Source organism: Shewanella sp. 553 (genome assembly GCF_059338375.1).
In genome coordinates this window covers 2,971,138-2,992,756 of sequence record NZ_CM181701.1, presented here as the reverse complement: position 1 = coordinate 2,992,756, position 21,619 = coordinate 2,971,138, and the positions used below count along the sequence as shown (strand labels likewise).

Below are 21,619 nucleotides of genomic sequence, written 5' to 3'. Positions count from 1 at the left end.
ACCGCTAAAAAGACAACAAAGATCACACTTTGTGGTAATCTTGCCGCATTCGAACGACAGTCAATCCACTATTTCACATACAATAAAGGTTACCAATGGACGATAATAAACGCCCGCTATATCTTCCTTTTGCCGGCCCAGCCATTTTGGAGGCGCCTCTTATTAATAAAGGCAGTGCGTTTACCGAAGAAGAGCGTATTTTCTTTAACCTTGAGGGCCTCCTGCCTCATGTTATCGAAACAATTGAAGAACAAGCGTCGCGTGCCTACGACCAATATAAAAACTTCAGCAATGATCTCGATAGACATATCTATTTGAGAAACATTCAAGACACCAACGAAACCCTATTTTATCGTTTAGTGCAAAACCACATTACTGAGATGATGCCTATCATCTACACCCCTACGGTGGGGATGGCGTGTGAGCGTTTTTCAAAAAACTATCGTCGTAACCGGGGTCTGTTTGTCTCTTATCCTCATAAAGACCGTATCGATGATATTTTGAATAACTCGACTCGCCAAAAAGTGAAGATCATAGTGGTCACCGATGGCGAGCGTATCTTAGGCCTTTGGTGACCAAGGCATTGGTGGTATGGGGATCCCTATCGGCAAACTCTCTCTGTATACCAGTTGTGGCGGGATCAGCCCTGCATATACCTTGCCTATTACGTTGGATGTGGGCACGGATAATCCGCACTTGCTTGAAGACCCTATGTATATGGGCTGGCGTAATCAGCGTATTGGTGGCGAAGAATATGCCGAATTTGTTGAAGCCTTTATGCAAGCCGTACATCGTCGCTGGCCAGATGCATTGATCCAGTTTGAAGATTTTGCGCAAAAGAATGCCATGCCATTACTTGAGCGTTATAAAGACCAATACTGCTGTTTTAATGACGATATTCAAGGCACAGCCGCAGTAACAGTTGGTTCATTACTGGCTGCGTGTAAGGCTGCTAATACCCAGTTGAGCCAGCAGCGAATTGCGTTTCTAGGTGCTGGCAGCGCCGGCTGCGGTATCGCCGAGGCGATTGTGGCGCAAATGGTCTCTGAAGGTATTTCTGATGAGCTGGCTCGTCAGCAGGTGTTTATGGTTGACCGTTGGGGCTTGCTGCAAGACAACATGCCTAACTTATTGCCGTTCCAGCAAACCTTGGCACAGAAGTCTGCGCTGGTAGATAGCTGGACGACCGAGAGTGAAAACATTTCATTGTTGGACGTGATGCACAATGGCAAGCCGACTGTATTGATTGGTGTGTCAGGGGCGCCGGGATTATTTAGTGAAGAGATCATCAAAGCGATGCACAGTCATTGCGCGCGCCCTATCATTTTCCCGTTGTCAAATCCAACCAGCCGTGTTGAGGCAACGCCAAAAGACATTTTGCATTGGACCAAAGGGGAAGCATTGGTTGCCACAGGCAGTCCATTTGAACCTGTGGTCATTGACGAACAAACCTTTGAAATTGCCCAGTGCAACAACAGTTATATCTTCCCTGGTATTGGCCTTGGGGTGTTGGCTTCTGGTGCTAAACGCGTCAGCAATGAAATGTTGATGGCCTCGAGCCGTGCGTTAGCCGAATGTTCACCATTGGCGATACAGGGACACGGTTCACTGCTGCCTAAATTGGAGAATATTCACCAAGTGAGTAAGCATATTGCGTTTGCGGTGGCTAAGGTTGCTGTTGAGCAAGGCCATGCACTGCCTTGCAGCGATGAGTTGTTGTTACAAGCGATTGAGGATAACTTTTGGACGGCCGATTACCGTCGTTATAAGCGCACCTCGTTCTAAGCAACCTTGTTGTAATGTGAAAAAGCTGCCCAAGGGCAGCTTTTTTATTGGGTGTTTATTGTAAGCGGTACTTGATAGTATAAATGCTGCTTAATCAGTTCATTATCCATTTACTGCACTGTACTTATTGCTATCGCTAGGCTTTATGGTGGATAAATGCGCTAGGCCAGTAGATTCATCTAGAACTCGCCTACAATTAACCTGAATTTAGATGTGCTTAGGCTGATTAACCTTGTGTTAATCATATTGACAGTCATCACAAAGTTGAGCTTTAACGTTTGATGCTATTAGCATTTTACGCCAATTGTTGTTACTTTTAAGTTTCAGTTAATACTGATCGGTAAGTCTAGGTTTATCGGTTCGCAGCAATTTGCTTTTTTAGTAGGTGTTTAGCCTTAGCGAAAATTGAGGTTCGCTGTAAAAGCTAAATTGAGCGTCACCTTTATTTCACTATTTTGTCAGTTTGGCTATAGCCGCTGACTCTAGGAGCCACTATGAAATATCTCGCTATTGTTGCCGCCTTACTCTTTGCTGGTTCAGCTGCAGCACTCGATTGCACTGAATGCCATGAGAAAGTCGATTTGACGGTACACCAAGAAGCCGAAGCAACGTTGGCTACATGTAGTGATTGTCATGGCATCAATGATGCTCACGCGATCGACATGGAAATGCATACCCCTGAATTAACGATTACTGAGTGCGCTGATTGCCACGGTTTAGAAAAGTAATTATCGGCTAGCCAAATTGTTGTAATAAAAGCCATCTTATTTATAAGGTGGCTTTTTTTATGGCATGTTTCACACCAAGGTGCCATCCAATAATCTTATCTCAAATACCAAAATTCCGAATCGTTGTTACAGCTCACTTAGGTGGGGAGTACTAAAAAAAGGGCCCTCGTTGAGGACCCTTTGTTGGCATTACCTTGTTAGCGTCAACTTAAGATTGAGCCTTCGACTGAATGATTCAGTTTTAGGCCCAGGTATTAAGCGACTCTGTTAAAGCTTCAGTGTTAGTGAAACTTTCTACGACGTCCAGCTGCCAATGCTAATAAGCCAACGGCCAAGAAACCTAAGCTGCCACCATCATCATCGGGAGTTTCTGGTGCTGGCGCTTCAGGCTCTGGTGCTGGTGGCGTCGGTTCTACGCCGTCAGACATAACCACGAGTGTAAAGCTGGTGTGTACTGCATCGTTAGGGAAGGTGATGTCATGGGCTGTAACCGTAACGGTGGTTTCGCCATGCCAATCTTGCTCTGGTGTTAAGGTCACCAAGTTACCTTCGATAACGGCACTAACGTGCTCGCCACTGACTTTAATGCCATTAGCGGTATTTTCTTTATCTTGTATTAGCACCTCAAAGCTTATGCTGTCATTTTCATCGACAGACATATCATTAAGCGCGCCAATAGACAGATTCGATGGCACGTTAATGACTGCGGTAGTTGTGATGCTATCGCTGCCGGTGTAGTCACTGTCTACCGCTAGGTTAAGTGCTTGACCAACTGCTGTGGCACTGACTCTAGCTGAAAACGACACTTTAATTTCAGATTGCTCTGGGCCAGCATAGTTAGCACAGACCACAAGTCCTTCTTCAATCTTTGAGTCAAGATCGTCAAAGGCAAAGCCATCACCACTATAACCATAACTTGGGCCGTAGGTGCCGCGTGGACCATAGTAGCCATGCAGACCAATTGAACCTAAGTGTGATTTAGCGCCTTGAATTTTGTCATAAGCGAACACAAATTCATGCTTACCAGGGGTGAAGTCTATTTTGCTTGAGGCAATCACTTCGAAGCTATAACGTGCGTCGTAGTCTGGCTCGAAGTTAACACCCCATGCAAACTCTTGGCGCATATTATCCCATTCGACAATCAGGTAATCACCGCTTACCGTGCTTGCCATACTCACACCATCTAGGCTGTCGGTGTCCATGTTGTATTCAGATAGAATAAAACCGTCGCCACGCCATAGTGGGGCAATAATCGTGTCAGGGAAGAAATCTGCAGCAACAGGATAGTGCGCTGGCCAGAACAGCGGCATGCTATCGAGTTGAATAAAGCCACCGGGTGAAATGGCAAGCGTATCTGGCTCCATATAATCAGGGTTATTGTTATACAGTGGGATACGGTCAATACCAAAGATGTTTAATGGTAATATCACGGTGTCATTCACACGACCTTGGATCGCTGGCTCTGCGGTGATACCCGCTTCGCTGAGTAGATCTAAGTAGTATGGGTTTGAGCCGATGGGGACTCGACAGCTCTCATCTACAGCACTGGTGGTGTAGTGATATTGACGTTTTTGAGCGTTACTTGCCATCTGAACTGTGCTTAGGCTGATCTGCTGTCCTTCAATATTCATTGAATCTTGCAGGCTTTGGTTGTTGCTAATTGCTGTGACAGTGTCTGGCAACAGTTGCAAGCCTTCTGGTAGCGTAAGATGCATGTTCACATCTCGCTCTAGCCCAAGGGTGTTTGGTGCCAGTGTCACTGTGACATCGACAACATCGCCTTCTTTAGCTTGTTCTTGACTGGTCACAATAGCAACATCGTCACCGCCGTGAACCAAATGGACAGCCATTTTACCAATGTTACCGACATTGTCAGCGCTGCTACCCACTTCAATTAAGCCATAGAAACGATCGCCTTTTTCTGCGCCAGGCAATGTCCAATGCATCTGCAGTTGATAAGGGTCAAGACCATTAGTGCTTTGTGGTCCTGTGACGTCTAACTGTTGATTACTTTCATTGGGAATAACCGCTAAGCTAGTCGTGATACTGTCTTGGGTATCTTTAACATCGCCATAGAGGCTCTTGTTATTGCTAACCAGGGCCCAGTAGCGTCCTGGTACTGGATTATTAATGTTGCAGAAGTCGAGGATGTCGGTCGATGAGAAACAAATCGCTTCGTCATACCAGTCAACTAGCCCGTTTTCATTAAGATCAATACCAATATCAAGCTTGCTTACAGCGGTTTTATCTTCAGCAGTAATCTCCCATACGATACGACTTGTACCTTCTGGAACATCGAAGAATTGGATATCAATACCTGGATTGCTCTTCAGCGTTTCAGGCTGAGTGTAATCAGGGAGCTTTGATGCACTGAGCTTATGCTCAGTCATTTGCCCGGCGGTTAAACCATGGACTTTTACATTGAGCTCACTAATCTCTTTGGTCATCAACTCAGGCGTCAGCACGGTACCCGTGTCACGGTGGATCATGCCCGATACCATTTCTGGCAGGCTGGAGCCGCTATAACGTGCCATTACAGGCAGGTACTGTTTCGATAGGCTGCTATCTTTAGGGGTGATTTCAACCTTACCAAAGACTTCGTTAGACGAAGAGTTCGCATTAACCGATGACACATCCAGCACTTTGGCGGTAACCATAATGCTTTGCGACTCACCCGCTTTAAGGCTAAAGCTGTTTGGATAGACACCTAACTCAAGGAAAGGTGCGCCTTCGGCTTCGAGTCCAGTTGCGCTGATCTCCCATTCACCATCCGTTGTAGCGGTAAAGGTACGCATCCAAGTACAGCTGCTTTTACATTCAGCATTGACTAAGTAAGGCACGTTCAGTGCGGTAACATCACCGCCTTCTTCTGGATTGGCGGCGCGGTAGTTATCGGCAGTTTCATCCATTACTAAGCCGGCTTTCATTGCTCGAGCTACGTTAATAACACCACTACCCATCTCATAGAAGGTGGCTTCTTTGAGCTCGGGTGGATAACTTCTACCATATGACTTTCCTGGTAGGGCCGTGGTCATCAAGGCCGATTGGATCATCGCTGGAGTCCATTGTGGGTAGGCTTGAGTCAATAGCGCTAATGCACCCGCCACGTGTGGGCCAGACATAGAGGTGCCACTGATTGCCACGTAATCACTTGGCGCTGGGTACATACTGAAGGGCATTTCATCGGCGTAAGCGGCAAAAATATCCACCCCAGGCGCTGATACGTTAGGTACCATCACATTAGGATTACTCAGGCTAGGCCCGCGTGATGAGAAGCTTGCTAACACATCGGCTTCACGATCTGCGGTCACAATCTCAGATGGATAAATACTGGCTTGTGCATCCTGTGTGTTGGCAACCCATTCGGTGAGTTTTCTACCCGCATTGTAGTCAACATGTAACCCTGGAATGGGGAACGTATTTAAGTTCAAGCTATTACCGCCGGTACCATCGTCCCAATTAATCGCATTGTAGAGTATGACAGCACCTGCACCGCCTGCAGCAACATTGACGCCTTTGTCGACACGGGCGATATCGCCACGTTTACACAAGACAATCTCATTGCTGTTAAAGGTATTGGCTGGGAACGGGGTTAGACAGAGTGCATCGCCATAATGGGCTGCATCTACCAGAGTACCGCTGAACTCACCCGTAATGCCGGCACCGGTGATATCTTCTGGTGCGTTTGCACCAACAAAATCGGTAAGCCTACCAGGGATTTGGTCGATTTTACGGCCATGGGTGCTAGCAGCAACCGAGGTTAACCAAGGTGATACATGGTCTATATAAGATGGGCCGTATTGGCCCCAGTTACCTGCAGAAGCTGCGACAGAAATGCCTGATTCACGCGCGGCCAGAAATGCCATCTCGATGGCATCATACCAAGGTAAACTCTCTAAACCACCAATGGAGAAGTTAATGACATCAACGCCGTCGATAATGGCATCTTCTATCGCGGCCACAAGTGCATCTCCAGGGCAACCACCATAGGTTTCACTGTAAGAGCCATCTCCGGCATAACAGGCTTGATAAGCGATAATGTTGGCACGTGGTGCAACACCCGATATTTCAGGGAACACTAATGGCGTTGGTACACCATCAGAAGATTCTGTCATGCCATTAAGTGGGAAGTTCACATTATACAGTAGGTTACCCGCAACCGTACTAGCAGTATGTGAGCCGTGACCGCTATAATCTTCGCCGTTAGGTGGGCGCTTATAATCGACATCCCAACGTGGAACATCCGGTTGATAAACTGGGTCTTTATAGCTATCTGTAATGACTTCGTACGAGCGAACCCCTATCAGTTTGCTGTTACACATCATAGGGTATTCGAGACAATCACCTATGTAATTCCCTTCGCCCAATGGGTTGGTGTGCTTATATCCGTCACCTGCAACGGCGGCAAATGAGGGGTGGTCCGAGTTAATTCCGGTATCGATAATACCGGCAATAATCCCTTCACCACGTAGCTCAACCCCATCGGGGGCGCTTGAGCCTTGCCAAACCATGTCTGCACCAATGTGCTTTGGTCCTGCGTCGGTAAATAGTTTGTACTCTTTAGCGCGGGTGACCGCCTTGACACCAGCCATTTTCGCCACATCGGCGGCTTGCTGCTGTGTGAGAGTTAGAGTCATACCGTTTAAGGCAACATTAAAGCGCTGTTTAATTTGAACATCGGGGGCGACCATCCTAATTTGGTTCACCGCGCGATCTTGCGCTTGTGTTAAGAACTTCTTGTAGCTCTTAGCCGCAGGGCTTTTGACATCTAAAGTGCCACGGCCACTACTGCGCATATTGGATTGCTGGCTGCGTGGAGAGGTCGCAGCATAATCTGGACGCTCGCCTTGATATAGCGCGATTGGCGCATCCATTAACTGAATGATATAGGTATGCTGACCTTGAATCTCGTCTTCCCACACAAAAGGCGCTTGATGATTACTGCCTTTTGCTGCGCGATGAACATTGAGACCGATTTGTCCGGGGGGGGTGGCTTTGCTTGCTGCTGAATGGGAAGATTTGTTGTTGTACTTTTCCAGCAGTTCGGGCGTAATTTTGACACCGACCAAATTATTGGCTTGGCGCAGTTCTGGGGACAAGGGGTCAGCAACAAGCGCCCCTAATCCTGTCGCATATAACGCGGCTAGCGTCATAATGCTGATCTTCTTAAGTTTCATGCTTCATTCCTTGTTTATTTTTATTGTTGCGACATTGTTAACCATCGCCGCTCGATTGTTACGGTTTATATTGTTGAGACGCCAATGCGTTATGCGTATGAAGGTATAGCTAAAAGCCATGAGGCTCACCTGTTTTGGTTTTTAATCTTTTTTATCAGTAGTTTGACTCTTTGCATTTTGGTTGGGCATTACTAAAGGTGATACAAAGTGTCACAGCAACTTGGTTGTTGATCTTTTGCTGTAACTGTATGTTGTGTTTTTGTTATCTGGTTGCGAGTGAGAGTGGCGTGATTGAGTTCAGACATTTACGAAATTTTAGCGTCCTTGCTAAGGAGCAAAATTATCAAAAGGCTGCCAAACGGCTTAATCTCGCTCAGCCATCATTGACCAGAAGCATACAAAGACTGGAGAGTTTGCTCGGCACCGAGCTACTCAATCGCGGTCATCAATCGATGACACTGACGGCATCGGGCGAATTAGTGTTAAGTCATAGCGATACTATCTTGGACAGTGTCGATACTTTACGTAAAGAGCTGCATTGTTTACTTGGTAAAAGTAGCGGTCACTTATTAATTGGCGCCAGCCCAGTACCAGCTAATACCATTATTGGCCCAGCAATAGGGCGCTTTATTGAGCAGCACCCCGATGTGCATGTAGAGTTGAAGGTCGCGACATGGCAGCAGCATATACAGCAACTGCTTCAAGGTAAGTTGTCGTTATTGGTCACAGATATCAAAGGGGAGGCGTTAGGCCATGATGCATTACTGCAGACATTTAACTTACCGTCTTACCACGCGGTATTTTGTGTACGAAAAAACCATCCTTTGGCAGTGAAACCTGAACTGACTTTAGCAGACATACGTCATTATCCTTTGGCAATACCGCGGAATTTGCCTACTGGAGTGATGGAGTCTTTTGCTGATCTATTTTCGCCATACCGTGATGATTTTGCTGGCTTACTTCGTTATGACACCTTTCAACCCATAAGTGCTGCACTACAACATTCTCAAATGGTAGCGCTAGCGCCTCAAGTTAGCGTGATAGAGGGGCAAACCAAGCCATCACTGTGCGCCTTGAGCCCCATAGACATGCCCCCTTTGGATGTGTGTTTTAGTATTGTGATGCTGAAAAAGCAAAACTGCACAGTCACGAGTCGATTTGTGCATCAATTGCTTTCAAGTGTCGCAGAGTCATCAATATCGTGATGGTAGCGATGACTTGCAGTAGGCTTAGCGACTAGGGCAATAATGGGGCGAAATGCTGTGCTACAAGGCGGCATCGCTTTTGAGTTGTTTTATCAATCTACTCTTTATGTCTTAAGGAAGTGTTAAATGAGTATGGGGGCAATGCCCAAGCTATTTTGAGGGTTTTTCCCATTTTCTGGTCTTACCTGTGGGTAATTTGTCTAAATCTGCAGCGGTTAATAGGCTTGGTGTTAAGAAAGAGCGTGGCTCGGCCGACATAAACTATAATCGCTAAAGGGTGATCGTCTTTTATTCAAGTGTGTTGAGAGTCGATCAAGCTTACATTGCCCAGCTAATTTACTCTAAGGATCTCTTCTCTATGCTCATTCGCCACAAATTGCTTGTTAGTGCCGCTGTATCTATTTGTTCGGTCATTGCGATGTTTGGTTTACAGCTTTATTCAGGCGATACGCTCGATGATCTTTCTCATGCTGCGCAGAGAGTGATTGAACTGGAAAAAGAAGTACTGAGTTTACGTAAAGATGAGAAAGATTTTTTTGTGCGTCTAGAGTTGAGCTATCTAGACCAACATAAAATCAATGCCAGCGAACTCGACAGCACCATGGCTGCGCTCAACGAGACGTTCGACCACTATGGTATCCCTTCCGCAACATTAGATGGTTTCAAACAAAGCGTAGAGCGTTACGAGAGCGTGTTTATTGATATTGTAAGCTTGCAGCAAAAGATAGGCTTACACCCCAAAGATGGCTTGTATGGCGCGCTGCGCAGGTCGGTACATGAAGTGGAATCAGTCGTTACGCAATATAATGAAGCCGAAATGATGGTGACCATGTTGCAGTTAAGGCGCAATGAAAAAGATTTTATGCTGCGTCGAGACGTAAGTTACGTTGATAAATTCAATACTAACCTAGATAAATTAAAACAACAGGTCAGCGATTCTATGTTAGAGAGTCGTGTCCAGTCACAACTCATTGGATTTATTGATGGTTATCAAGCCAGTTTTAAGATGTTAGTCGATACTGAAACAGAACTGGGTTTGACCAAAAATGATGGCCAAATGGAGCTTTTAAGAGAGAGTATTGCTAAGGCTGAAGACGATTTAGTGATGTTAAAAAAACAGTCACTGACAGCGATTGATAGTGCAGAGACCAGGGCGACTACCATAGAGGCTTGTAGTGTTTATTTTGATCTCCATCATTTTAGTCGCTTTCACCTTAGCAATTATACGCAGCATCATGGATCCCGTTAAAAAGATCAGCGATGCAATTTCGAAAATCGAAGAAACTAAAGATTTAACCTTACGCTGCGATACCACTGCAGATGATGAGATTAGTCAGATAGGTATTCATTTTAATAGCATGGTCGATTCACTGCAGCAGCTGATTAAGCAAGTGTTAGATTCTGTCGATATGGTTAATCGTTCGTGCAAAGAATTGTCTGAAAACTCCATTCGTGCATCAGAAGGGGTGAGTCGCCAACTGAATGAAACCGATATGGTTGCAACCGCAATCACCGAAATGGGCGCCACCATTGATGAGATCGCCAATAATACAGAGTTGGCCGCAGAGCGTGCCAGTAATACCCATAATAATGCGCAGCAGGGACAAGTGGGTGTGGTGCAGACAATCGAAAAAATTCAAGCATTGGCAGAGCAACTTAATAGCTCGGTGCAAGTGGTGGCTGATCTTGAAAAAGACAGCGAAACCATTGGCAGTGTGCTCGATGTGATCAGAGGTATTGCCGATCAAACTAACCTACTGGCGTTGAATGCAGCCATTGAGGCCGCTAGAGCCGGTGAGCAAGGCCGTGGTTTTGCAGTCGTAGCTGATGAGGTTAGAAGTTTAGCTATGCGCACCCAAGAGTCGACTGAGGAGATTTCTGGCATTATTGAAACCTTACAGTCGCGCACGCGCTCGATTGTAGAGTTAATGGAGTCGACCCAGAAGCAGGGCAGCGAAAGTGCGGCAGAGGCGGCAAACGCTGGTGCTTTGCTAGAACAAATTAATGCCGATGTAACCAATATTATGGATATGAGCACACAAATAGCGGCCGCTATCGAAGAGCAGAGCGCAGTGGCCTCAGAGGTGAATCAAAACGTGGTGATCATTCGCGATATTGCAGCCGACTCTGCAACGGCTGCGCAAGAAAATGCTAATGCTTCTGATGAAGTACGTGCGCGAACTGAAGCGCTACATCAGGCGGTAAGCTTATTTAAGATTTAATTTTTACCCTAGCAGCAAAACAACAGGGCCAGGGTGTTTCACCTTGGCCCTGTTGTTTTTAATCCTCTTAACAAGGATGAGTTAAATGTTGAGGGCGCAGATAGTTTGGTGGTGTAGATAGTTTAAGTGATGGTTTAGGTAGCTTAGGCGGTGGCTGAGATGTGAATCGCCACAAGTTTACATCACGACTCTTTCACCACTCAATTAATGATAGTTTTAAAATCTACAGATACAAAAAAGCCTCGCATTGCGAGGCTTTTTTGTTTAGTTGCCGCAGCACCTAATTAAATTTGGTGCCCGAACCCGGAATCGAACCAGGGACACGAGGATTTTCAATCCTCTGCTCTACCGACTGAGCTATTCGGGCGACGGGGTGCATTAAATAGCTTTTCGGGATTTGAGTCAACCCATTTATTAAAAATATGCTTCAAAAGCTTCCGTTTGAATAAGTTTTGCACGAAACGTGCTTTTTTATAGCAATAATCATTTTAAAGCCGTGTTTAGGTTAGTGTGATGTTTTGCGGGATGCTCCTATGGGGTAAACGATGAAGAGGTGTTCGGCCTATTAAATACGAGTACGGTATACAGCAAGGTGAATGCTTGTATGGTTAGTCGCAGATGTAAGTTAGAGAATCAACGTTGTCTCAGTGGATTGATGTGATTTCAGTGGCTTAGTATTGCGACTTAGATTGTCATTCAACATTGTTTTAGCAGGCGCGTAAGATAAGCGGAGATGTTGAATAGGAGGCTGCACTTAACGAGGTGCTCAGTCGGGACCATAGTACCAGTGAGTGAAGTTCACGGGCACAACGCTATGTTGTAAGTTGGTGGAGACACAGACAAGGCTGTGCGAGGTCGCGCTGTCGTGATGTGCACAAGCTTTGGGGATAAAAATGAAAATAGAGGGAGTCAAGTCTGGGTATTAAGGCTGACATTAACCTGTTAGTCGTTAATATCAGCCTAAGTATTACAATTAATGCGTTATTTTACTAATGGATTGCTGGGAAAATTGCTCTGCATCACCAATAATACATGCTTTTTAAGTTGCTCTTGTCCAAGCTCTTCATACGCGGTGGCCATGATCTCTAAGGCTCGTTCGGTATGAGGCGTACCCGGATATGATTCCATTACCGTTTGCGCTCTCACCGCCGCAGCACTCCAAGCGTTCATCTTGATATAGTATTCGGCGACGGTAATTGAGTACTTTGCTAGACGATTTTTTAAAAATTGCATACGTTTTTGCGCATCTGCAGCGTATTTGCTGTTAGGATACGACTTTATCAAACGGTCAAAATCTTTAAAGGCATCTTGTGCCGCTTTTGGGTCTCTATCTGTCCTGTCAATATTCAACATGTCATGAAACATGTAATTATCTGACTGCATATTGACGAGTCCACGCATATAATAGACATAATCTATATCTTTATGGGTGGGGTTTAAGCGAATAAAGCGATCGATATTAGCGATACCTGAAGCAGGATCGTTAAGTTTGTAGTATGCGTAAATCAGGTCTAACTGTACTTGAGTTTTGTGTGGACCGAACGGATAACGAGAGTCCAACGCTTCCAATGAGCGCACAGCTTTACTGTAGTTTCCTAACTCCATTGACGTTCTAGCTTGTGAATAAAGCACTTCAGGGGATGATTTAGTGAGTTCGATATCATCTTCTGGACTACTACTGCAAGCCGCGAGGGCCAGTGATAACAAGGCGACAGCTGCGCCTTTGGCAAAATTATGCATACTTGAATTCGATTCTTTTTAAGTTGTAGTTAAGAATTTTTCCATTTCAGGATAAAATAGAAACAATCCGATTGTAACAGATAGCACATTATTTTGGACCCCAAAACGCGGGTACGGTTCCTATGACACAAGAGATTAATCTAAAAAGCGAGATAACAGCAACACAAACTGGTCAAAGATTGGATCAAACTTTGGCCGAAATGTTCCCTGATTATTCGCGTACACGCATTAAAGAGTGGATACAGGCAGGCGCTGTCTATGTCGACGGTGTAGTGCAAACTAAGCCACGAGAAAAAGTACTCGAAGGCCAAGAAATTGAAGTGCAAGCTACGTTGCACGAAGAAACGAAAGCTGAAGCACAAGCCATTGACTTAAACATTGTCTATGAAGATGACCATATTTTGGTTATCAATAAGCCTGCTGGCTTAGTGGTGCATCCAGGTGCAGGTAACAGTGACGGTACCTTGCTAAATGCGTTATTGCACTATTGCCCTGAAATCGAGTTGGTGCCAAGAGCGGGTATCGTGCATCGTCTCGATAAAGACACCACAGGATTAATGGTGGTGGCTAAGACGGTGGAAGCGCAAACTCATTTAGTGGCGGCATTGCAAGCACGTGAAATTGTGCGTGAATATGAAGCGATAGTACAGGGCACCCTTATTTCGGGTGGCACTGTGGATGAGCCTATCGATCGTCATCCGACTAAGCGTACTCATATGGCTGTGGTACATAATGGTAAGCCAGCGGTTACCCATTATCGTGTCGCAGAAAAGTTTCGAGCCCATACGCGCTTGAGATTGCGCCTTGAATCTGGTCGTACGCATCAGATCCGCGTGCATATGGCCCATATTGGTCACGTATTAGTGGGCGATCCGGTTTACGCTGGCCGTCCGCGTCCGCCTAAAGGGGTGACGCCTGAGTTTTTCGAGATCTACATGGGCTTTAAGCGCCAAGCGCTACATGCGATCAGACTTGAGCTAGCTCATCCATTCACGTGTGAAATCATGAGCTGGCAGGCGCCAGTGCCTGATGATATGGTGCAATTGACTCGAGCGTTGCGTGAAGATACCAAAGCGCATCCGACCGATTATTAATGCTACCATCAGACTGGCTTATACCTAAAGGGGTGAAGCTCGCCTTCACCCAAAGACAGGGTGGTGTAAGCCAGCCGCCTTTCGATAGTCTTAATCTCGGTACCCACGTGGGTGACTCGTTCACCGATGTTATGCAAAATCGCGCTATTATTAGAAGCTCGTTAGCACTGCCATGTGAGCCAGCTTGGTTAGAGCAGGTGCATGGTGTCAAAGTGGTCGATCTTGATAATGATCAACAACGAGTTGCCGACGGCAGTTTTTGCCAAAGTACTAATCATGTTTGTGTGGTGCTGACTGCAGATTGCCTTCCGGTGCTTATTTGCGATAAACAGGCTACGCAAGTGGCTGCTGTTCATGCCGGTTGGCGCGGCTTGTGCGATGGCATTATTGAAGCTGCGATAGCGCAATTTGATGCGCCTGCCGATCAGCTATTGGTTTACCTAGGGCCCTGTATTGGTGCTACAGCCTTTGAAGTGGGTGATGACGTCAGGCAGCAATTTATCGCTAAACATCCGCAAACAGCGTTGTTTTTTAGCCCTCATGGCCATAAGTATATGGGTGATCTACAAGGGATCGCACGCTATCGGATTGAGCAAGCGGGTGTTACACGCCTGTTTTGCTTATCTGATTGTACTTATACCTTGAAGCAACGTTATTTCTCCTATCGCCGCGAGTCTGTTACCGGACGAATGGCATCCTTAATTTGGTTAGAAAAGTAGCAGCTTTTTGGCCTTTTAACGCCTGCTGAAACTTGAATTAAGCAAAAATGCCCCCATCTTTAAATTAACAAAATACTGAAGGTTGACTTCATTCGTTAGTTTAGGAGGTTGTATGCGGCTTGATCGTATGACAAATAAATTTCAGATAGCCATCTCCGATGCTCAATCATTAGCGTTGGGGCGTGACCATCAGTTCATTGAACCCATTCATTTAATGATGGCATTGCTTAATCAAGATAGTGGCTCTATCCATCCTTTGCTGACTCAAGCTGGGATCTCAGTGAGTACACTTCGCTCATCATTAAACCAAGAGCTTGAGCGTTTACCTCAAGTTGAAGGTACTGGTGGAGACATTCAGTTATCGCAGGCGTTAATTCGCTTGTTAAACCTATGCGATAAATTAGCGCAAAAGCGCAATGATAAATTTATTTCAAGTGAACTCTTTGTGTTGGCTGCCATCGAAGGCAGTGATGCATTGGCACAGTGCCTTAAAAAGTCTGGTGCGACCAAAGAGTTGTTGGAGCAAACCATATTGCAAATTCGCTCTGGTAAAAATATTGATGATCCTAATGCGGAAGATCAGCGTCAGGCATTGAAAAAGTTCACTGTAGATTTAACTGAGCGCGCCGAGCAAGGTAAGCTCGATCCTGTTATTGGCCGTGATGATGAGATCCGTCGTACTATCCAAGTGCTGCAGCGTCGTAGCAAAAACAACCCAGTCTTGATTGGTGAGCCTGGTGTGGGTAAAACGGCGATTGTCGAAGGCTTGGCACAACGTATCATTAACGGTGAAGTGCCCGAAGGGATCAAAAATAAGCGGGTATTGTCGCTCGATATGGGCGCATTGATTGCGGGGGCTAAATATCGTGGTGAGTTTGAAGAGCGCTTAAAGGCGGTGCTCAACGAGCTTGCACAAGAAGAAGGCCAGGTTATTCTGTTTATCGATGAGTTGCACACCATGGTCGGCGCCGGTAAAGGCGATGGTGCCATGGATGCCGGTAACATGTTAAAACCTGCGTTAGCCCGTGGTGATTTACACTGCGTCGGTGCAACAACGTTAGATGAGTATCGTCAATATATTGAAAAAGATGCCGCGCTTGAGCGTCGTTTCCAAAAAGTGTTGGTCGATGAGCCTAGCGTGGAAGACACTATCGCGATTTTGCGTGGACTCAAAGAGCGTTACGAGTTGCATCATCATGTTGAGATCACCGATCCGGCGATTGTGGCGGCGGCGAGCATGTCTCACCGTTATATCTCGGATCGTAAATTACCGGATAAGGCGATCGACTTAATTGACGAGGCGGCATCGAGTATTCGTATTCAGATCGACTCAAAACCTGAGCCGCTAGATAAACTTGAGCGCCGGGCGATTCAGCTTAAGCTTGAAGAGCAAGCGTTGAGTAAAGAGAACGATGAAGCGAGCTTACGTCGCCTAAGTACGCTGCGCAGTGAGCTACGAGAAGTCGAAGAGAAAGTTGCAGAGCTTACTGAGATTTGGCATACCGAGAAAGCAGCCTTGGCTGGTACTCAGCATATTAAAGCCGAACTCGAACAGGCTAGAATGGATATGGAAGTGGCGCGTCGTGCGGGGGATTTAACCCGAATGTCAGAGCTACAATATGGCCGTATTCCTGAGCTTGAAAAGCAACTTGATTTAGCTTCTCAAGCTGAAATGCAAGATATGACCTTGTTGCGTAACAAAGTGACCGATGTCGAGATCGCTGAGGTGCTCTCAAAGGCCACAGGTATTCCTGTGTCTAAGATGCTCGAAGGCGAGAAAGAGAAGCTCTTACAGATGGAAGATGCGTTGCATAAACGGGTAATTGGTCAAAATGAAGCCGTCAATGCCGTTGCTAATGCTATCCGTCGTAGCCGCGCAGGTCTTGCGGATCCTAACCGCCCCATTGGTTCATTCTTATTCCTTGGACCAACGGGTGTGGGTAAGACAGAGCTGTGCAAATCGCTAGCGAAGTTTTTGTTTGATACCGAAGCGGCGATGGTGCGAATCGACATGTCGGAATTTATGGAGAAGCATTCAGTATCACGTTTAGTGGGTGCGCCTCCAGGATATGTGGGTTATGAAGAGGGTGGCTACTTAACCGAAGCGGTGAGACGTAAGCCTTACTCGGTTATCTTACTCGATGAGGTTGAGAAAGCGCATCCTGATGTATTCAACATCCTGTTACAGGTGCTTGATGATGGTCGTTTGACCGATGGACAAGGTCGTACGGTTGATTTCCGTAATACTGTGGTCATCATGACATCGAACTTAGGTTCAGACATTATTCAAGAGCGTTTTGGTGTAGCGACTTATGCCGAAATGAAAGCTGAAGTCATGAATGTCGTGACCCATAGTTTTAGCCTGAGTTCCTTAACCGTATTGATGAGAGTGTCGTGTTCCATCCGTTAGAGTCAGAACACATTGCACATATTGCTAAGATTCAAATCGATAATCTTCGTGCTCGTCTTGCAGATAAGGACTTTGAATTAGAGATAAGTGATGACGCATTGGCGTTAATTGCTCAGGCTGGTTTCGATCCTGTCTATGGTGCGCGCCCATTAAAACGTGCATTGCAGCAAGAGGTTGAAAACCCATTAGCGCAGCGTCTATTACGAGGTGAGTTAATCCCCGGTAAGCCAATCCATATTGGCAGCGCCGGTGGTGAGTTGACCTTTACTCAATAACGATGCGTAAGAGGTGTTAATCAATAGTCAGTACCATCGCTAATTTGACTTGTTAGCCTCTCCAACCGAAAAGCCCGAACTTATTATATTGAGTTCGGGCTTTTTTATTGGGTTAATCGTCCAATAATTTACCATCATTAACAAGGTAGCTATGATATGAAATATGACCCCATCAGGTAATGATTGAGTTGAGGGGGGCTTTACCTAGTGACTTTGTAATCATAAAAAACATTAACTACTATTGCTAATAGTGTTTTGCCTTGTAGTTTCAATATCGACTTGTTGTTAATAGGTTTAATCGTGTTGTCACAGCTATAGTTACAGTTACTACGTGTTGAACGTCATCGCATTGGAGGAGTTCTGAATGAATGCCAAACTAGCCATATTGTCAGCAATAGCCCTTGCATTAACTGGGTGTAGCAGCTCATCGAGTACCGCGCCCGAATCGTTAACAAGTGCAACCTATATAGGTGTCGGTAATATCGAATACGATAGTTTATATCATTATGGTTACAATATAGGCTGTCGTAGCGCGGTAGCCGTGAAGGTTGACCCCACTAATAATGTGAACGTCGAATCAATGAAAGATCCCGTTCTTGATGGATTAACTGAATTTGATAAAGGTTGGCGCTCGGGCGTTAACGCTTGTGAGGATGGCATTAGTCGCTCTATGTATAGCGTTAAATCATCATAGATTGATGCTTAACCAACACTCACAATCGGTTTTGGGCTATAGGATAGGCACTTGCTTATGCGAATCAGGCTATTTGACACAAAATAGCCTGATTCTCTCTTGTTGTATTGAAATCGCTGCTTGCCTCTGCTCTTCGGTCATTTTTTCCATATCACCCGTTTGTTCATTTTTTTGTGTCAGTCTGGTGTGGGTATTGAGTAGGTTGAGTCGATGTTTAGCATTGCTACAAATCGCTTTTGCTTGTGCTTTATCTTGTAGCACTATTGCTTGTGTTGCAGTTTGCTCCGAGCTTTTAGTTGGCGCACTTGCCGCAGTCACTTTTGGCGCAATAAATCCCACTTTCTGTTGTTCTATCTCTTCGCTGTACAATGTTTCCGATGACTTTTCTGGCGGGACCTGTTGACTGTAATTAGTCACCCCATTCTCATCAACCCACTTATAAATGGTTGTCGCCAATACCGCAGGGCTCAAGGCTAGTGTAAGTAATAGTGCATAATACCGATTTTTAATCATCTTGCTGTCCATAATAAGATTAGCGAGTGTGGCTACCTGATTTTATATTCCTAACGAAATATGCGCTACCTGCTAGTTAAGCAGATTATCAACGTGAGGCAAAATTAGCTGCTATCGTGTCAAGATAACGCCGCCATCAAGGATATGCAAAACTTAAACAACATTACGTTAAACAGCAAATGTGACCGCTTCGTTGACGCAACCTATTCACTGGAAATGAACCAGTACTTAAAGTGTTTAGTAGGACCATGTTCAATAGAACAAATCCACTTCCCTTTTTCTGTGCCTGTATGCAAAAGCCCCTAAGGGATGCCGAATAAGAGGGAGGGGAAGCTAACAGGGCGTTTGGCTTAGGCTTATTTTTGCATGTTAATGAAGATGGCGGTGGGCGAATCATACTAATGTGGAGTCGCATTGTAGAACTGCATTACGTTAAACTTATATCCCAATCATCGCTCTTAGTGCTTGTTATGTAGACGATAGGCATAATAAATTATGGCGCACCGATCATCTGTGCCCGTTAACCTATCGACTCGTTAAATAATCTTTGGCAAATTCTTACATATTTTCTGCAAAATGAATCAATCTGTGCCAGACTTATTTTCCCGCTCAACAATGCCTCGTTAAATAACGAACTATTTATCGCATGATAATTGAGCATTTTGAGTTGGGATGTGGCATTTATAGAGTGGTTTCATCGGTTTTTGTTCAAAAAATGGGCGGGCGTGATTTAATACGCAAAAAGCCCTTGCGCCCATCCGAGAACTGCCTATAATTCGCATCCACTGACACGGCACAGCAGGCCAACTACCTAGGTAGTACGGGACTTGCAGCGGTGTTAGCGAGTTGAACTCTTCGGAGATAACTCAGGTGATAAGCACTTTTAAGGGCTTCGACTGATGGCTTCTGTTTAAGAAATCATCGCTTGGAAAGCTTCTTAAAATAAGCACTTGACGCCAACAACGGGACGTGTAAAATACGCATCCCTAAGCCAACGACCTAGCGTCAACGGCGGCTAAATGAAAGATTGATTCTCTCATGCTAGCAACGCTCTTTAACAAGATGAAACAAGAAATCTGTGTGGACACTCACAGGTGTTGAGTTAATCGAAATTGCCTAACCTTCGGGTTGGCAATCAAAGAATTAAATCAATGTAACGATGAGTGTTCATAGCAATATGTACAAACGTTTTTAAGATTCTTCCGAGTCTTTTAAACGGAATCAGAATTCATTGAGCCGAATCGCAAGATTCAACAAAACTTTAATTGAAGAGTTTGATCATGGCTCAGATTGAACGCTGGCGGCAGGCCTAACACATGCAAGTCGAGCGGTAACAGGAAGAAAGCTTGCTTTCTTTGCTGACGAGCGGCGGACGGGTGAGTAATGCCTAGGGAACTGCCCAGTCGAGGGGGATAACAGTTGGAAACGACTGCTAATACCGCATACGCCCTACGGGGGAAAAGAGGGGACCTTCGGGCCTTCTGCGATTGGATGTACCTAGGTGGGATTAGCTAGTTGGTGAGGTAATGGCTCACCAAGGCGACGATCCCTAGCTGTTCTGAGAGGATGATCAGCCACACTGGGACTGAGACACGGCCCAGACTCCTACGGGAGGCAGCAGTGGGGAATATTGCACAATGGGCGCAAGCCTGATGCAGCCATGCCGCGTGTGTGAAGAAGGCCTTCGGGTTGTAAAGCACTTTCAGCGAGGAGGAAAGCTTAAACGTTAATAGCGTTTAGGTGTGACGTTACTCGCAGAAGAAGGACCGGCTAACTTCGTGCCAGCAGCCGCGGTAATACGAGGGGTCCAAGCGTTAATCGGAATTACTGGGCGTAAAGCGTACGCAGGCGGTTTGTTAAGCGAGATGTGAAAGCCCCGGGCTCAACCTGGGAATTGCATTTCGAACTGGCAGACTAGAGTCTTGTAGAGGGGGGTAGAATTTCAGGTGTAGCGGTGAAATGCGTAGAGATCTGAAGGAATACCGGTGGCGAAGGCGGCCCCCTGGACAAAGACTGACGCTCAGGTACGAAAGCGTGGGGAGCAAACAGGATTAGATACCCTGGTAGTCCACGCCGTAAACGATGTCTACTCGGAATTTGGTGTCTTGAACACTGGGTTCCCAAGCTAACGCATTAAGTAGACCGCCTGGGGAGTACGGCCGCAAGGTTAAAACTCAAATGAATTGACGGGGGCCCGCACAAGCGGTGGAGCATGTGGTTTAATTCGATGCAACGCGAAGAACCTTACCTACTCTTGACATCCAGAGAATTCGCTAGAGATAGCTTAGTGCCTTCGGGAACTCTGAGACAGGTGCTGCATGGCTGTCGTCAGCTCGTGTTGTGAAATGTTGGGTTAAGTCCCGCAACGAGCGCAACCCTTATCCTTATTTGCCAGCACGTAATGGTGGGAACTTTAGGGAGACTGCCGGTGATAAACCGGAGGAAGGTGGGGACGACGTCAAGTCATCATGGCCCTTACGAGTAGGGCTACACACGTGCTACAATGGCAAGTACAGAGGGTTGCAAAGCCGCGAGGTGGAGCTAATCTCACAAAGCTTGTCGTAGTCCGGATTGGAGTCTGCAACTCGACTCCATGAAGTCGGAATCGCTAGTAATCGTGGATCAGAATGCCACGGTGAATACGTTCCCGGGCCTTGTACACACCGCCCGTCACACCATGGGAGTGGGCTGCACCAGAAGTAGATAGCTTAACCTTTCGGGGAGGGCGTTTACCACGGTGTGGTTCATGACTGGGGTGAAGTCGTAACAAGGTAGCCCTAGGGGAACCTGGGGCTGGATCACCTCCTTACCTATACGACTAACTTAATGTTTGTTGAGTGTTCACACAGATAACTTGTTCTTGTTAGAGCAGGTGGCACGTCTTAACGGCGATGCTTGTTCTTTAAAAATTTGGAAAGCTGATAGTGTTAATGTGAAAGGGATAGTGACGTACTTGTACGTGATTATTTGTAGCATTGACGCGAAAATTAAAATTGAGTTCTCAAACACTTAAATCAAGTGCCGAATCATTGTAATGATGATTCATGAGTATTCTTT

8 protein-coding genes, 1 tRNA gene, 1 rRNA gene and 3 pseudogenes are annotated in these 21,619 nt (G+C 45.9%); 9 read left to right on the top strand and 4 right to left on the bottom strand.

The window, feature by feature from the left end:
* The first annotated feature begins 95 nt into the window (after nucleotides 1–95).
* Together AC5YBZ_RS13270 and AC5YBZ_RS13265 are read left to right on the top strand one after the other, a co-directional pair.
* Nucleotides 96–1,785: pseudogene (locus tag AC5YBZ_RS13270) on the top strand (NAD-dependent malic enzyme).
* A 494-nt stretch (nucleotides 1,786–2,279) separates the two neighbouring features.
* A complete protein-coding gene (locus AC5YBZ_RS13265; protein ID WP_494521115.1) occupies nucleotides 2,280–2,513 on the top strand; it encodes a cytochrome c3 family protein in 234 nt (77 codons plus the stop codon).
* A 281-nt stretch (nucleotides 2,514–2,794) separates the two neighbouring features.
* Here AC5YBZ_RS13265 and AC5YBZ_RS13260 read toward each other — a convergent pair whose 3' ends face one another.
* Nucleotides 2,795–7,690: a S8 family serine peptidase gene (locus tag AC5YBZ_RS13260; protein ID WP_494543018.1), complete on the bottom strand. Its 4,896-nt coding sequence runs from the start codon at nucleotides 7,688–7,690 to the stop codon at nucleotides 2,795–2,797.
* Nucleotides 7,691–7,977: 287 nt separating this feature from the next.
* Between AC5YBZ_RS13260 and AC5YBZ_RS13255 the strand changes: the two genes are divergently transcribed.
* Together AC5YBZ_RS13255 and AC5YBZ_RS13250 are read left to right on the top strand one after the other, a co-directional pair.
* Nucleotides 7,978–8,895, top strand: coding sequence for a LysR family transcriptional regulator (locus AC5YBZ_RS13255; protein ID WP_494521117.1), 918 nt, complete (start codon nucleotides 7,978–7,980; stop codon nucleotides 8,893–8,895).
* Nucleotides 8,896–9,253: 358 nt separating this feature from the next.
* Nucleotides 9,254–11,117, top strand: a pseudogene (locus AC5YBZ_RS13250) (methyl-accepting chemotaxis protein).
* Nucleotides 11,118–11,408: 291 nt separating this feature from the next.
* Here AC5YBZ_RS13250 and AC5YBZ_RS13245 read toward each other — a convergent pair.
* Nucleotides 11,409–11,484, bottom strand: a tRNA-Phe gene (locus AC5YBZ_RS13245).
* A gap of 614 nt (nucleotides 11,485–12,098) precedes the next feature.
* Entirely contained in the window at nucleotides 12,099–12,857 is a 759-nt protein-coding gene (locus AC5YBZ_RS13240; RefSeq protein WP_494521119.1) for an outer membrane protein assembly factor BamD, read from the bottom strand.
* A 122-nt stretch (nucleotides 12,858–12,979) separates the two neighbouring features.
* Between AC5YBZ_RS13240 and rluD the strand changes: the two genes are divergently transcribed.
* The 4 genes and pseudogenes from rluD to AC5YBZ_RS13220 all read left to right on the top strand — a co-directional run bounded on the left by rluD (nucleotide 12,980) and on the right by AC5YBZ_RS13220 (nucleotide 18,049).
* Entirely contained in the window at nucleotides 12,980–13,951 is a 972-nt protein-coding gene (rluD, locus tag AC5YBZ_RS13235) for a 23S rRNA pseudouridine(1911/1915/1917) synthase RluD (RefSeq protein ID WP_475514618.1), read from the top strand.
* Nucleotides 13,951–14,670 (top strand): peptidoglycan editing factor PgeF, encoded by a 720-nt coding sequence (pgeF, locus tag AC5YBZ_RS13230; protein ID WP_494521120.1) that lies wholly within the window; start codon nucleotides 13,951–13,953, stop codon nucleotides 14,668–14,670. Before rluD ends, pgeF begins: the two co-directional genes overlap by 1 nt.
* A gap of 112 nt (nucleotides 14,671–14,782) precedes the next feature.
* Nucleotides 14,783–17,355 (top strand): annotated as a pseudogene (clpB, locus tag AC5YBZ_RS13225) (ATP-dependent chaperone ClpB).
* Nucleotides 17,356–17,719: 364 nt separating this feature from the next.
* Nucleotides 17,720–18,049: a hypothetical protein gene (locus AC5YBZ_RS13220; RefSeq protein ID WP_494523809.1), complete on the top strand. Its 330-nt coding sequence runs from the start codon at nucleotides 17,720–17,722 to the stop codon at nucleotides 18,047–18,049.
* Nucleotides 18,050–18,118: 69 nt separating this feature from the next.
* On the opposite strand, the gene AC5YBZ_RS13215 is transcribed toward AC5YBZ_RS13220, so the two are convergent.
* Entirely contained in the window at nucleotides 18,119–18,562 is a 444-nt protein-coding gene (locus AC5YBZ_RS13215) for a DUF4124 domain-containing protein (RefSeq protein WP_494521123.1), read from the bottom strand.
* A 1,262-nt stretch (nucleotides 18,563–19,824) separates the two neighbouring features.
* Here AC5YBZ_RS13215 and AC5YBZ_RS13210 point away from each other — a divergent pair.
* Nucleotides 19,825–21,371: ribosomal RNA gene (locus tag AC5YBZ_RS13210) — 16S ribosomal RNA — on the top strand.
* The last annotated feature ends 248 nt before the right edge of the window (nucleotides 21,372–21,619 follow it).

What these genes read in the sequence shown, in the direction of transcription:
- AC5YBZ_RS13260 (WP_494543018.1), bottom strand. Translation starts at nt 7,690, where the DNA reads ATGAAACTTAAGAAGATCAGCATTATGACGCTAGCCGCGTTATATGCG.
- AC5YBZ_RS13215 (WP_494521123.1), bottom strand. Translation starts at nt 18,562, where the DNA reads ATGATTAAAAATCGGTATTATGCACTATTACTTACACTAGCCTTGAGC.
- AC5YBZ_RS13220 (WP_494523809.1), top strand. Translation starts at nt 17,720, where the DNA reads ATGAATGCCAAACTAGCCATATTGTCAGCAATAGCCCTTGCATTAACT.
- AC5YBZ_RS13265 (WP_494521115.1), top strand. Translation starts at nt 2,280, where the DNA reads ATGAAATATCTCGCTATTGTTGCCGCCTTACTCTTTGCTGGTTCAGCT.
- pgeF (WP_494521120.1), top strand. Translation starts at nt 13,951, where the DNA reads ATGCTACCATCAGACTGGCTTATACCTAAAGGGGTGAAGCTCGCCTTC.
- AC5YBZ_RS13240 (WP_494521119.1), bottom strand. Translation starts at nt 12,857, where the DNA reads ATGCATAATTTTGCCAAAGGCGCAGCTGTCGCCTTGTTATCACTGGCC.
- rluD (WP_475514618.1), top strand. Translation starts at nt 12,980, where the DNA reads ATGACACAAGAGATTAATCTAAAAAGCGAGATAACAGCAACACAAACT.